Here is a 12,738-nt window from a genome sequence, read left to right on the forward strand (position 1 = left end):
AGGACGACTCCCAGCACGCCTTCGTCGCGAAGCAGCCCTCGGTACCGCTGGCAGAAGAACTTGTAGAGGTCGGGATCCCCGGGCATAGGCTCGTACTCCCCGGTCGGAAAGTACTGCCGTTCGAGCACGGCGCGGGCCTGCTCGATGGTCAAACGGTCGACGAGGTCGGGTCGTTCCCGGATCAGCCGGTCGGTCGCCACAGTTCGCTCCGACTCGGGAAGGCTGCGCAGCCCTGGGGCGAACAGGCCGTAGAAGCCGAGGGCTTCGACCGTCACCTCCTCCCAGGGTGGGTTGCCGATGACCGCGTCGAACCCGGGACGGGCCCGCGCGAAGACCTTGGGGAAGGCCAGCGGCCAGTGCAGGAAGCTGTGCTGCCGGCGGGCGGCGGTCGCGCTCCCTACGAGCCCGTTCGTCCTTCCTTCGAGAACCTCCGGGCCGTGTAGCTCGACCTCGTTGCGGGCTCCTGGGACACCGAGCGGCTCGGCGGTCCACAGGTCGAACAGGCGCTCCAGGGCAGCCGTCACCCGGTGCCCCTCGGTGTCGGCGGCCTCGCTCGCATCGACTTCGTCGGGCGTGCGGTCGTCGCTCTCTGCAACGCGGGCGACGGCCTCGGCGGCGTCGGCCAGTCCCTCGGCCAGCGCTTCGTCCAGATAGGACACCTGACCGGTCGTGCCCGAGCGACGAAGGGCCTCCGGCCGCATGACGCCCACCAACGAGTTGCCCACGACCACGTTGCGGCCCAGGTAGGCGAGTGACAGGCCGGGGACGAAGGAGGCGAGCCACAGCGAGAGCTTGGCGACCTCCGCGCCCATGGCGCTCACGTCCACCCCGAACACGCAGCGCTTGAGCACCAGCCGGCGCAGCAGCGCGGCGTCCTCGATGGGCACGCCACGGGTCGCGCCGGCGCGGAGCCGCTCGATCGCCGCCCGAACCGCGGGAAGGGGGGTGTCGGCCAGGAAGCGGATCACGAGGTCGGCCAGCTCGTTCACCACCACGACGAGGAAGTGCGCGCTGCCGCAGGCCGGGTCCAGCACGGCGAAGTCGAACAGCTCGGCTGCCGCCGCAAGGGGGTCGGTCGCCGCCGTCCGTCTCACCTGGTTCAGGTGTGCCTGGTAGGCGGGCACGACGGTCTGGCGGACCAGGTGGCGGACCAGCTCGGAGCGGGTGTAGTAGACGCCGCCGCCCTTGCGCCCGCCCTCGTGCGTCTGCCAGAGCAGGTCGCCTGCTTCGACGTCGACCGTCTCCCCCTCGGCTGCTCTGACGTAGCGGTCGGTTCGCGGGTCGTAGCGGAGCGGTGCGTCGGCCAGCGAGAGTCGGAGCGAGAGCAGGCCCTCGTAGATGTGACCGAGATGCCCGATGTCCAGCGTCGAGTAGTCGACGCCCGTGCCGGACTCCGGCTCGAGCCCGATCCCGGTCAGGACCGCGCTCGTGTCGGGATCGGCGAGCGCCGCCCGCTCGAGGGTGGCCGCGCCGTCAAGCCCGTCGGCGGCGAAGAGCGCGCCGTTGTAGGCCGGGACGCCCCACGCCGGGTTCCCGTTCCGCATGGCCTTGATCAGCAGCGTGAACTGGTCCCACAGCGCCGTGGAGCGGCCACTGAGGCGGTCTCGTGTCTCGGCCGCCTCCTCGACGAGGTGGGAGAGCGACGCCAGCCGGTAGGAGCGGTTGTCCATGGGGAGATAGCCGGCACCCTCCGCGTACAACAGGAAGAGCGCCCGGAACACGGCCGTCAGCGCGGCATGCTCCAGCTCTTGTCGGGTGTCGTCGTCCGCCAGGTCCTGGCCTTGCCGCACCGCCCAGCGCCCGAGCGCGCGTCCCAGCGTCGGCAGCACGCTCTGCCGGATCGTCTCGTCGAGGCGGCGCCGGAGCCGGGCGCCGAAGGCCCGAGCCTCCTCCTGCAGGGCGGCGAAACCGTCTTCGGCGAGGAACTCGGGCCCGAGCAGGGCCAGGAAGGGCCGGTCCTCCTCCCGAAGGGCCCCGGCGTCGACATCGAGGTAGCGGGCGACGGCGGAGCCCAGCGCGGGATCAGCCTCGAAGAGCCGGAGCCGGCCTCCGCTCCCGTGGGCAAGGACTCCGAACGGTGCGCCGTCGGACCGGCAGTCGTTGAGCAGCAGGCCTTCGGGAGGACGTCCGTCCTCGTCCAAACGGCCGAACTCGGCCGGATCTGCCTTGAGGTGAACGACGATGACCGGCCGTCCCTCGAACCGGGCGAGATAGCCTCGATGCCGACGGCGCTCCAGGTCGTACCCGAGGCTGGTCAGTACTGTCCTCCAGTCGGCGTCCCGGCCGATCGCCTTGGTGGTCTCGGTGGCTCGGGCCCAGCGGGCAGGGTCGCGGCGTAGGCGGACGTCGAGGGTGTGCAGCGTGAGCAGCTCGCGGAGCTTGAGCCCGGGAATGCCGCCCTGGTCGAGCCGGTCCAGCGCGGTGGCCAGCTCGCGGATCGCCTCGAGGCGGGGGCGGGTGGAGATGCGCTGGACGACGTCGGCCAGCGCGCTCGTCTCGATGGACCGGACCGGCCCGGTGGCGTCGACCACGCCGAGCGCGAGCAGGGAGTCCGGACGTTCGGGATCTGCGGCGACGAGGAGCAACGGGGTCGCGCCGGTTCCGCGGCGCGCACGCCACGTCCTTCGCAACGCCTGCTCCGATGTGGTTCCTGTCGCCGCCATCTCGATGCCGGCGACCATCGCAGCGCTGGTCAGAGGCGGGTTGGCTGGAAGAGGACGGGCGCCGGGTAGTGCGGCGACGAACGAGAGCAGCTCATCGACGGTCATGGGTACCAGGATGGGTCGCGCATGCTGGCACCATAGCAGCGGCGGGCGGTGAGATACGAGCATGCAGAGACGCTCCTGCGAGCGGTAGCGGTCGAGTCGAGGTTCGGCCAGCGAACACCTGGCCGGGCAAACTTGACAGAGATGGAGGGCTCGGCGCCTGGGCTGTCCACAGCCCTCCGGTTGCCGTGAGGTCGCGCCGGCCGGAGGCGGTTGGTCCGGTACACTCGCGGGCGGCGTGACGGGGTGGGTGCGGGTGGCTCGAGGCGGGCTCCCCGGTTCAGGAGTGGAGAGGCGTGCGGCCGGCCCGGGCTGCACCTGTGAGGAGGCAAGTGGTGGACGTGGCAACGGCCCTGTGGGGTGGGATCGCCGGGGCGATCGTGATGGTCACCGTGTACGCCGGGTTCCTCGGCCTGCGGCTGACCAGGCTGGACCTGCTCCGGTTCGAGGGAGGCCTGCTGGTGCAGGACCGCTCCCCGATGGTCTACATCTACGGCGTCGCGGTCCAGGTGGCCCTCGGCGCGCTGCTCGCCCTGGCCTACCGGCTGGTGTTCCAGCAGATCGAGTCGGCCACCTTCGTCGGCTGGGGCGCGCTGCTCGGCCTGGTCCAGGGCGTCCTGTTCCTGTTCCTGCTGCCACTGCTCGGGCTGGTGAACCGTAACGTGCGGGCCGAGCACGAGCCGCGGCCGGGCCTGGCCGGCCTCGGCTACGGACGCTTCACCCCCCTCGCCCTCCTCGTCGCCTCCGTGGTGTTCGGGGTCTGGGTCGGCATCTTCCTCATCCCTTGATGGCCGGCACGTACGTCCCGTCGACCGGGCTGCCCCTGAGCGAGCAGATCCGGCGCAACCGGCGCGCCTACCGCCAGGTGGTCGCCGCCTTCACCGCCGCCCTGGGCCTGCTCGGCCTGGTCCTGGGCCTGCTCGCCGGCCAGCCTGGCCTCGGCCTCGGCCTTGGGCTCGCCCTCGCCGTGCTCCTGGTCGGGTTCGCGCCCGGGCTCGGCGAGCGCATCGCCCTCTCCCGGTCGCGTGCGGTGCCAGCCGACCCCGACCGCGACCCCCGCTACCACAACCTGGTGCAAGGGCTGTCCGAGACGGCCGGCCTGCCCGTGCCCCGGCTCTATGTGGTCGACGCGCGGGCCGCCAACGCCTTCGCGGTCGGGCGCGGCCCCGCCCACAGCGCCCTCGTGGTCACCCGCGGGCTCCTGGCCACGCTGAACCGGGTCGAGCTGGAAGGGGTGCTCGCCCACGAGCTCGCGCACGTCCACAGCGGCGCGGCCAGGCTCGGCACGGTGGCGGTCGTGCTCGGCGGGGCGCCCGGCCTGCTGCGGGAGTCGCGCCGGCGCGGGGGCAGCCCCCTGCTCGGGGCCGCCGCCGTCGCGCTCGCCCCGCTCGCCCTGCTCATGCGGCTGGCCGCCCCGGCCCGGCGCGAGCTCGACGCCGACGAGACCGGCGCCTACCTCACCCGCTACCCGCCCGGCCTGATCGGCGCCCTGGGCAAGCTGGGCTCGGGGCCGGACCGGCCCGGCACCCAGCCGGGCCTGGACCACCTGTGGATCGTGGCGCCCGAGCCGGCCGGCGACCAGTGGCTCCAGCGCATGTACCGGACCCACCCGCCGGTCGAGGAGCGCGTCGCGGCCCTCCGCGAGCTGTAGCCACCAGGGTCCCGCCGCCGGCGCGTTGATGAGCCCGGCGCCCTTGGCGTAGCCTGGACCGACGGCCCCCCTGAGCAGAGAAAACAGCCCTGCCCGCCCGGCGGCGGCACCGAAGGAGCGCCCCAGCATGGACTCGACGAACCACGTCACCGGGACCGCCCGGGTCAAGCGCGGCCTGGCCGAGATGCTGAAGGGCGGCGTCATCATGGACGTCGTCACCGCCGACCACGCGAGGATCGCCGAGGACGCTGGAGCCGTCGCCGTCATGGCGCTGGAACGGGTGCCGGCCGACATCCGGGCCCAGGGCGGCGTCGCCCGCATGAGCGACCCCGAGCTGATCGACCAGATCATGCGGGCGGTCACGGTCCCGGTGATGGCCAAGGCCCGCATCGGCCACTTCGTCGAGGCCCAGGTCCTGCAGGCGCTCGGGGTCGACTACGTCGACGAGTCGGAGGTGCTCTCCCCGGCCGACGAGGCCCACCACGTGGACAAGTGGGGCTTCAAGGTGCCGTTCGTGTGCGGCGCGACCAACCTGGGCGAGGCGCTGCGCCGGCTCGCCGAGGGGGCGGCCATGATCCGCTCCAAGGGGGAGGCGGGCACCGGCAACGTCATCGAGGCGGTGCGGCACATGCGCGCCATCACCGGCGGCATCCGCCGCCTGGCCGGCCTTGCAGCTGAGGAGCTGTACGCCGCCGCCAAGGAGCTGCAGGCCCCCTACGAGCTGGTCGCCGAGGTCGCCCGCGAGGGCCGGCTGCCGGTGGTGCTGTTCACCGCAGGGGGGATCGCCACCCCGGCCGACGCCGCGCTGATGATGCAGCTCGGTGCGGACGGCGTGTTCGTCGGCTCGGGCATCTTCAAGTCCGGCGACCCGGCCAGGCGCGCCCGGGCGATCGTGGAGGCCACCACCTTCTTCAACGACCCGGAGGTCGTCGCCAAGGTGTCGCGCGGGCTGGGGGAGCCGATGGTGGGCATCTCGAGCCTGTCCGAGGGCGAGCGGCTGGCCGGCCGCGGCTGGTAGGCCATGGCGCGGCGGCCCGTGATCGGCGTCCTGGCCTTCCAGGGCGACGTCCGCGAGCACCTCGCCGCCCTGGCCGCGGTCGGGGCCGCGGCGCGCGAGGTCCGCACGCCGGACGAGCTGGAGCAGGTCGACGGGCTGGTCGTGCCCGGGGGCGAGTCCACCGTGATCGGCAAGCTGGCCCGCCGCTACGGGCTGCTCGAGCCGCTGCGGGAGCGGGCCCGGGCCGGCTTCCCGGTGTTCGGCACCTGCGCCGGCATGATCTTCCTGGCCCGCGAGGTCGAGGGGCCGCCCCAGCACCTGCTCGGGGTGATGGACGTGCGCGTGCGCCGCAACGCGTTCGGGCGCCAGGTCGCCTCGTTCGAGACCGAGTTCGACGTCAAGGGCCTGGACGGTGGCCCGGTGGCGGCCGTGTTCATCCGTGCGCCCTGGATCTCCGAGCTAGGCCCGGAGGTGGAGGTGCTGGCCGAGGTGGACGGCCGTGTCGTCGCTGCGCGCCAGGGCAACCTGCTGGTGACCGCGTTCCATCCCGAGCTGGCCGGCGAACACCGGTTCCACCGCTGGTTCGCCGAGCTGGTCAGGGGCGCGCAGGAATAGCTGCCGGCCCGATCCACGGCCAGGCGCTGGACGATCTGAAGGGAGCGGGCATGTCCGGGCACTCGAAGTGGTCGACGATCAAGCACCAGAAGGGTGCCAAGGACGCCAAGCGGGGCAGGCTGTTCGCGAGGCTGATCCGCGGCATCGAGGTGGCCGCCCGCAGCGGCGGCGCCAGCCCTGACGGCAACCCGACCCTGGCCGATGCCATCCAGAAGGCCAAGGACAGCTCGGTGCCCAACGACACCATCGACCGGGCGGTCAAGCGGGGCGCCGGCGAGCTTGAGGGCCCACCCCCCGACCTGGTCACCTACGAGGGCTACGCCGCAGGCGGGGTGGCGGTGCTGGTGGAGGCGCTCACCGACAACCGCAACCGCACCGCGGCCGACGTCCGCCACGTCTTCTCCAAGGCCGGCGGCAACCTCGCGGAGGCAGGCAGCGTGGCCTACCTGTTCACCCGCAAGGGGGAGCTGTACGTGCCCGGCGACGTGGGCGAGGAGCGGGTCATGGAGGTCGCCCTCGAGTCCGGGGCCGAGGACGTGGAGTCAAGCGAGGACGGGTTCAGGGTGATCACCGCCGCCGGGGACCTCCGCGGCGTGCGCGCCGCCTTCGACCAGGCCGGGATCGCTTACGACTCGGCCGAGGTCACGATGGTGCCGAGTGTGTCGGTGCCCCTCGAGCGCGACGCGGCAGTGAAGGTGCTGCGGCTGCTGGACGCGCTCGAGGACCTCGACGACGTGCAGGACGTGTACGCGAACTTCGACATCCCCGACGCCGTCATGGCCGAGGTGAGCTGACCGCGGCGGAGGGGCTGCTCCCTGGTGCTCAGGTGCGGCGGCGGCCCAGGATGAACATCACCAGGGCGATGATGGCGAGCACGATCAGGACGAGGATCAGAGTCCTCACAGGTGCCTCCCTTCGCGGGTCGGGGGGTCATGCCATACCCGAGCACGATACCCGACGACGGCGACGCGTAACGGTCGCTTCGCTGGCAGATGGCCGCTGGTTGAGCCCGGTCCCGGGAACCGGTAGGCTGCCGCCAAACACCTGTTCGAGGAGGCCTGCCGGATGCGGGTGGTCGGGGTCGACCCTGGGCTCGGCCGCTGCGGGTACGCCGTGCTCGAGCGGGGCGCCGGCCCGCTCGCGGCGGTCGCCTACGGCACCATCGCCACCCGCGGCACCGAGGTCGCGCCGAGGCTCGCCCACCTGGCCGAGCGGCTCCGGGCCGTGGTGGCCGAGACGCGTCCCGACTGCCTGGCCATCGAGCGCCTGTTCGTCAACGCCAACGTGCGCACGGCGATGACCGTGGGCCAGGCGTCGGGCGTGGTGCTGCTGGTGGCCGCCGAGCACGGACTTCCGGTCGCCTCCTATACCCCGTCGCAGGTGAAGCGGGCCGTCACCGGCATCGGCTCGGCCCCCAAGGAGCAGGTCGGCTACATGGTCCGGGTCACCCTGGGGCTGGCGACCACGCCCACGCCGGCCGACACCGCCGACGCGCTCGCGGTCGCCCTCTGCCACCTCCAGCACCTGGGCGTGGCCGGCCACCTGGGTGCGGCCGGCCAGTCGGGCGACCGGGCCAGCGGCACGATCGGCTCGGCGCCGGCCGCCGCGTGGCTCGCCCGGGCCGCACCCACCTCCCCCGGGCTCCGGAGTGGCCCGGGGAACCCCGAGGGGCGGCCCCGCTCGACAGGGCTGGGGGGCGCGCAAGGGCTGCCCCGCTCGACAGGGCTGGGGGGTGCGCGGTGATCGCGAGCCTGCGCGGGCGGCTGGCCGAGCTGCTGCCCGACGGCGCGGTGGTCGAGGTCGGGGGCGTCGGCTACAAGGTCTTCCTCACCCCCAAGGCGCTCGCTTCGATGCCCCGGGGCGCCGAGGTGCTGGTGCACACCGTCACCTACGTGCGCGAGGACACCCTCGCCCTCTACGGGTTCACCAGCGCCGACGAGCGGCGCGCGTTCGAGCAGCTCCTGGGGGCCAGCGGGGTCGGCCCCAAGCTGGCCCTGGCGATCTTGTCGGTGCACTCCCCGGACGCGCTCCGCCGCGCGGTCAGCGCCGGGGACGCCGACGCCCTCACCCTGGTGTCGGGGGTCGGCCGCAAGGGCGCCGCCCGGCTCATCCTCGAGCTCAAGGACAAGCTCGGCGGCGGCGGCAGCGAGGTCGGGCTCCCGGCCGACGAGGGTACCCGGCCCGCCTATGCCGAGGTCCGCGAGGCGCTCGGCACCCTGGGCTACGGGCCCGCCGAGGTCAAGGTCGCCCTCGAGTCGCTGCCCGAGGACGCCGGCGAGCTGCCCACCGAGGAGCTGCTCCGCCAGGCGCTGCGCGCCCTGGCCGGGCCACGATGACCACGGCGGGCGCCACCCCGCGGCCCCGCGGGCGGGAGCGCGCCGATGACCGACATCCTCGCGCCGCAGGCCATGCCTGGGGAGGGGGCCGGCGAGGGCAGCCTGCGGCCGCGCCGGCTGGCCGAGTTCGTCGGCCAGGCCCGTACCCGCGAGCAGCTCGGGGTGGTGCTGGAGTCGGCCCGCCGACGTGGGCTCCCCCCCGACCACCTGCTGTTCTCGGGACCGCCCGGGCTCGGCAAGACGAGCCTGGCCGCGATCGTGGCCGCCGAGCTGGAGGTCGGCTTCCGCATCACCTCCGGCCCGGCCCTGGAGCGGGCAGGCGACCTCGCCGCCATCCTCACCGGGCTGGAAGCGGGCGACGTGCTCTTCGTCGACGAGATCCACCGGCTGCCGCGCGCGGTCGAGGAGGTCCTCTACCCGGCCATGGAGGACTTCCAGATCGACGTCGTGCTCGGCAAGGGCCCCGGGGCGCGCAGCCTCCGCCTGGACCTTCCCAGGTTCACGCTGGTCGGGGCGACCACCAGGACCGGGCTGATCACCTCGCCGCTGCGGGACCGGTTCGGCTTCTCCGCCCGCCTCGACCTCTACCGGCCGGAGGAGCTGCAGGCCATCGTGACCCGCTCGGCCGGCATCCTCGGGGTCCGGATCGACCCGGTGGGCGCCGCCGTGCTGGCCCGCCGTTCGCGGGGCACCCCCCGGATCGCCAACCGGCTGCTGCGCCGGGTCCGCGACTTCGCCGAGGTGAAGGGGGACGGTCACGTCGACGAGGAGATCGCGACCCGGGCCCTCGAGCTGTTCGAGGTCGACCCGCTCGGGCTGGACAAGCTCGACCTGGCGCTGCTGCGCATGCTGTGCGAGCGCTTCACGGGCACGCCGGTCGGCCTGGCCACCCTGGCCGTGTCGGTGGGGGAGGAGCCGGACACGATCGAGGACGTGGCCGAGCCGTTCCTGCTGCAGCTCGGGTTCCTACAGCGGACGCCGCGGGGCAGGCTGGCCACGGCGGCCGCGTTCGCCCACCTCGGCCTGGCCGCGCCGACCGGCGCCCAGCCGGCCCCCTCCGGCTCGCTGTTCGACGAGGACGGCGGCACGCCGGGGGAGTGAGCCCCGGCCGCACGCCGGGGGAGTGAGCCCCGGCGGCACGCCGGGGGAGTGAGCCCCGGCCGTGCGGTGAGGGGTGAGCCCCGGCGCCAGTTCCGGCCTGGCAAACCGTGACCGTCTAGCCCAGTACCCCGTCGATCTCGGCGAGCATGGCCTCCGCGCACTCGAGCAGGCACGACTCGTCGCTGATGGTCGCGGTGACGTCCGGGTTCTCGGGTCTTGTGGCGCGCCGACGGCGAGCCGTGAGCTGGATCCGCACCGCCATCGTGACCCTCCCGTTCTCGGTCCGTCCGCCTCGCCCTCTGTTCGGCGAAAGCCTCCGGACGTAAAGGAAGTCAAGGGACCATCTTGGACATAGTTCTATCGGGCTAGACCCGGTGAATGCAAGAGGAAGCTGAACAGGCAGCGAAGTGCCTGCTCAGACCGGCTGTCCTCGAGTCTCGGTCAGTTGACCGCTGCCAGGGGCGCGCCTAGGATGGCCGCTGTACCGCGGCCTGGATGGCTGCGGCATGTTGTCGTGCCGCGCCACGAGCTCAGCCGGCGGCGCGTCGGCCCGGGAACGGCCCGGGCTCTCCGGAGGTCCTCACGCTATGGGAAACGGTAGTGCGCAGTTCATCATCCTTGCGTTGATGTTCGCGTTCTTCTACTTCGTCATCATCCGGCCCCAGCGCAGGCGGCTCCAGGCCCAGCAGAGCCTGCAGCGCTCGCTCCAGCTCGGGGACGAGATCGTCACGATCGGCGGCTTCCACGGGGTCATCCGGCGCTTCGACGGCGACGTCATCACCATCGAGCTGTCACCCGGTGCCGAGGCGCGGATCAACCGAGGCGCGGTCGCCCGGCGGGTCGAGCCGGACCTGCCCGAAGCGATCGACGAGCCCGACGAGGACGAGATCGAGTCCATCGACGAGATTGAGGCCGTGGAGGCCGACAGGGCGGACGACGGGCGCGACGGGCGCCCGGAGCGATGAGCACCGCGGGCGCGGGAAAGGCCCGCCGGTGAGCGTAGCCGACCGCCGACCGGCGAGCGTCGAACTGCCGCTCCTCGACCAGGTGGCCGGCAACAAGGTCATCCAGACCTACATCGCGCTGGCCGACCAGTTCACCGGCCAGCTCGGCTTCACCGAGCACGGCTTCCGCCACGCCAACCTGGTCGCCCGCATCGCCCACAACATCCTGGCCCGGCTCGGCTTCGACCCGCACCTGGCCGAGCTGGCCGCGGTCGCGGGCTACCTCCACGACGTCGGCAACGTGATCAGCCGCCACAACCACCCGCAGACCTCCGCCCTGATCGCCATGCCCGTGCTCGCCGAGATGGGCATGGCGACCGAGGACATCGGCCTGGTGATCAGCGCGATCGGCAACCACGAGGAGGAGCTCGGCCACGCCGTCTCGCCGGTGTCGGCCGCGGTCAACATCGCCGACAAGTCCGACGTGCACCGCTCCCGTGTGCGCAAGGACGCGCAGGTCGAGTTCGACATCCACGACCGTGTCAACTTCTCGGCCCGGCACTCGTTCGTCCGGGCCGACGCCGCTCAGAAGACGGTGACGCTGGAGCTTGACATCGACACCGGGGTATCCGACATCCTCGAGTACTTCGAGATCTTCCTGACCCGCATGATGATGTGCCGGCGGGCCGCGGAGGGTCTCGGCTGCAAGTTCCGCATGACCGTCAACGGCAGCTCGTTGCTCTAGGGTTGCTCTAGGCTGGAGCGTGCGTCCCGCCGGCGCCCACCGAAGCCAGGGCGCCCGGGCGCGCGAGTCCCAGCTACCGGCGTGAAGGCGCCGCCCACAGGCTTGAAAAGGAGAACCGCTCCCCAATGTCAGGAACCCGTCGACTGGTGCTCCCCCTCGTCATCGTGATCGTGCTGGCCGCCGCGATCTGGGGCGTGGTCGCCGCCCAGGACATCCGTCCCCGCCTCGGGCTCGACCTTCGCGGCGGCACGAGCGTGACCTTCAAGCCGGTCAGCCCCAACGGCAGCACGCCCACCAAGGAGCAGCTCGACACCACGATCGACATCGTCCGCAACCGGGTGAACTCCAAGGGCGTGGCCGAGTCCGAGGTCAACCTCGAGGCCGGCAACATCGTCGTGTCGATCCCGGACGTGCAGAACCCCGACGAGGTCATCAAGGCGGTCGGCACCACCGCCCAGCTCCGGTTCCGGCCCGTGCTCGAGGTGGTCGGCTCCAGCCAGCCCGAGTACAAGCAGGGGCCCTTCGCCTCGGTGGACTGCGCCAAGCCGCAGACCTGGGTCGACCAGATCGACAAGGACGCCGTGCTCTGCCTGCGCGACCCCGGCCAGGACGCGCCCGAGCCCACCGCGGCCAAGCTGCGCATGGGCCCGGTCGCGCTCGGCGGCACCGACATCTCCTCGGCCCGGGCCGAGCTTGAGACCTCCGGGCAGAACGGCGTCACCACCGGCCAGTGGCAGACCGCGCTCAAGCTGTCGGGCGCCGGCGGCAAGAAGTTCGCCGCCATCACCGGCAAGCTCGCCTGCAACCCGCAGGGCGACCCCAAGCGGCAGCTCGGCATCACCCTGGACGGGGTGGTCATCAACAACCCGCCGATGGCCGACAGCGTCCAGTGCAACGTCGGCATCCCCGGCGGCGAGGCGGTCATCTCGGGCCAGACCGAGGCCGAGGCCAAGGCGCTCGCCCCGCTGATCTCCACCGGCGCCCTGCCGCTCTCCCTGACCGTGCTCACCCGCGACACCGTGAGCGCCACGCTCGGGGCCGACTCGCTGCATGCCGGCCTGGTCGCCGGCGGGCTCGGGCTCGCCGCCGTCCTGCTCTACGTGCTGCTGTTCTACCGCGGGCTGGGGCTCGTGGCCTGGGTCGGCCTGGGCCTGGCCGCCGCCCTGAACGTCGGCATCGTGTTCCTCATGGGCAAGATGATCGGCTTCACCCTGACCCTGGCCGGGATCGCCGGCCTGATCGTGGCCGTCGGCATCTCCGCCGACTCCTACGTGGTCTTCTTCGAGCGCCTCAAGGACGAGGTGCGCGAGGGCAAGACCCTGCGCGCGTCGGTCGACCGCGGCTGGCAGCGGTCGTTCCACACGCTGGTCTCGGCCAACACGGTCTCGTTCGCCGCCGCGGTCGTGCTCTACCTGCTCGCCATCGGCCCGGTGCGGGGGTTCGCGTTCACCCTCGGCCTGGCCACCGCCGTCGACTTCTTCTGCGCCTGGATGTTCGGCCGGCCGGCGGTGAGCCTGCTCGCCCGGACCCGGCTGTTCCGGGAAGGGCGGTTCCTCGGCATCCGAGCCGCCGTCTAAAGGAGGA

Annotated in this window: 13 protein-coding genes; 11 read left to right on the top strand and 2 right to left on the bottom strand. The window is 72.6% G+C overall.

Annotated elements, in window-relative coordinates; genetic code table 11:
• The coding region (locus tag VG276_08325; protein ID HEV8649397.1) for a hypothetical protein at window positions 1-2,768 on the bottom strand (2,768 nt) is incomplete at its 3' end.
• A gap of 332 nt (window positions 2,769-3,100) precedes the next feature.
• Here VG276_08325 and VG276_08330 point away from each other — a divergent pair.
• The 8 genes from VG276_08330 to ruvB all read left to right on the top strand — a co-directional run bounded on the left by VG276_08330 (window position 3,101) and on the right by ruvB (window position 9,465).
• Complete coding sequence (locus tag VG276_08330) at window positions 3,101-3,553, top strand: hypothetical protein (GenBank protein ID HEV8649398.1); 453 nt, start codon at window positions 3,101-3,103, stop codon at window positions 3,551-3,553.
• On the top strand, window positions 3,553-4,416 hold the full coding sequence (locus VG276_08335; protein ID HEV8649399.1) for a M48 family metalloprotease: 864 nt from the start codon (window positions 3,553-3,555) through the stop codon (window positions 4,414-4,416). The genes VG276_08330 and VG276_08335 overlap by 1 nt, the downstream gene beginning before the upstream one ends.
• A 127-nt stretch (window positions 4,417-4,543) precedes the next feature.
• Entirely contained in the window at window positions 4,544-5,434 is an 891-nt protein-coding gene (gene pdxS / locus VG276_08340; GenBank protein ID HEV8649400.1) for a pyridoxal 5'-phosphate synthase lyase subunit PdxS, read from the top strand.
• Window positions 5,435-5,437: 3 nt separating this feature from the next.
• Complete coding sequence (pdxT, locus tag VG276_08345) at window positions 5,438-6,028, top strand: pyridoxal 5'-phosphate synthase glutaminase subunit PdxT (GenBank protein HEV8649401.1); 591 nt, start codon at window positions 5,438-5,440, stop codon at window positions 6,026-6,028.
• Window positions 6,029-6,078: 50 nt separating this feature from the next.
• Window positions 6,079-6,822: a YebC/PmpR family DNA-binding transcriptional regulator gene (locus tag VG276_08350; GenBank protein HEV8649402.1), complete on the top strand. Its 744-nt coding sequence runs from the start codon at window positions 6,079-6,081 to the stop codon at window positions 6,820-6,822.
• Window positions 6,823-7,093: 271 nt separating this feature from the next.
• Window positions 7,094-7,771 carry a crossover junction endodeoxyribonuclease RuvC gene (gene ruvC, locus VG276_08355; protein ID HEV8649403.1) on the top strand — a complete coding sequence of 226 codons (678 nt, stop codon included), beginning with the start codon at window positions 7,094-7,096 and terminating at the stop codon, window positions 7,769-7,771.
• Entirely contained in the window at window positions 7,768-8,364 is a 597-nt protein-coding gene (gene ruvA, locus VG276_08360; GenBank protein HEV8649404.1) for a Holliday junction branch migration protein RuvA, read from the top strand. Before ruvC ends, ruvA begins: the two co-directional genes overlap by 4 nt.
• A 45-nt stretch (window positions 8,365-8,409) precedes the next feature.
• On the top strand, window positions 8,410-9,465 hold the full coding sequence (gene ruvB / locus VG276_08365) for a Holliday junction branch migration DNA helicase RuvB (protein HEV8649405.1): 1,056 nt from the start codon (window positions 8,410-8,412) through the stop codon (window positions 9,463-9,465).
• A gap of 115 nt (window positions 9,466-9,580) precedes the next feature.
• On the opposite strand, the gene VG276_08370 is transcribed toward ruvB, so the two are convergent.
• Window positions 9,581-9,727 (bottom strand): hypothetical protein, encoded by a 147-nt coding sequence (locus VG276_08370; protein HEV8649406.1) that lies wholly within the window; start codon window positions 9,725-9,727, stop codon window positions 9,581-9,583.
• Between the two features lie 325 nt (window positions 9,728-10,052).
• Between VG276_08370 and yajC the strand changes: the two genes are divergently transcribed.
• The 3 genes from yajC (at window position 10,053) to secD (ending at window position 12,731) form a co-directional block, all read left to right on the top strand.
• On the top strand, window positions 10,053-10,430 hold the full coding sequence (gene yajC, locus VG276_08375; GenBank protein HEV8649407.1) for a preprotein translocase subunit YajC: 378 nt from the start codon (window positions 10,053-10,055) through the stop codon (window positions 10,428-10,430).
• Window positions 10,431-10,458: 28 nt separating this feature from the next.
• Complete coding sequence (locus tag VG276_08380; GenBank protein ID HEV8649408.1) at window positions 10,459-11,154, top strand: HD domain-containing protein; 696 nt, start codon at window positions 10,459-10,461, stop codon at window positions 11,152-11,154.
• 125 nt (window positions 11,155-11,279) lie between these two features.
• Complete coding sequence (secD, locus tag VG276_08385) at window positions 11,280-12,731, top strand: protein translocase subunit SecD (protein HEV8649409.1); 1,452 nt, start codon at window positions 11,280-11,282, stop codon at window positions 12,729-12,731.
• Window positions 12,732-12,738 lie beyond the last annotated feature (7 nt).

Source organism: Actinomycetes bacterium (genome assembly GCA_036000965.1).
Classification (GTDB): domain Bacteria; phylum Actinomycetota; class CALGFH01; order CALGFH01; family CALGFH01; genus DASYUT01.

Bases quoted from the DNA above. Each gene is read 5' to 3' on its own strand.
- yajC (HEV8649407.1), top strand. From the start codon at position 10,053: ATGGGAAACGGTAGTGCGCAGTTCATCATCCTTGCGTTGATGTTCGCG.
- pdxS (HEV8649400.1), top strand. From the start codon at position 4,544: ATGGACTCGACGAACCACGTCACCGGGACCGCCCGGGTCAAGCGCGGC.
- ruvB (HEV8649405.1), top strand. From the start codon at position 8,410: ATGACCGACATCCTCGCGCCGCAGGCCATGCCTGGGGAGGGGGCCGGC.
- VG276_08350 (HEV8649402.1), top strand. From the start codon at position 6,079: ATGTCCGGGCACTCGAAGTGGTCGACGATCAAGCACCAGAAGGGTGCC.
- secD (HEV8649409.1), top strand. From the start codon at position 11,280: ATGTCAGGAACCCGTCGACTGGTGCTCCCCCTCGTCATCGTGATCGTG.
- pdxT (HEV8649401.1), top strand. From the start codon at position 5,438: ATGGCGCGGCGGCCCGTGATCGGCGTCCTGGCCTTCCAGGGCGACGTC.
- ruvC (HEV8649403.1), top strand. From the start codon at position 7,094: ATGCGGGTGGTCGGGGTCGACCCTGGGCTCGGCCGCTGCGGGTACGCC.
- VG276_08335 (HEV8649399.1), top strand. From the start codon at position 3,553: ATGGCCGGCACGTACGTCCCGTCGACCGGGCTGCCCCTGAGCGAGCAG.
- VG276_08370 (HEV8649406.1), bottom strand. From the start codon at position 9,727: ATGGCGGTGCGGATCCAGCTCACGGCTCGCCGTCGGCGCGCCACAAGA.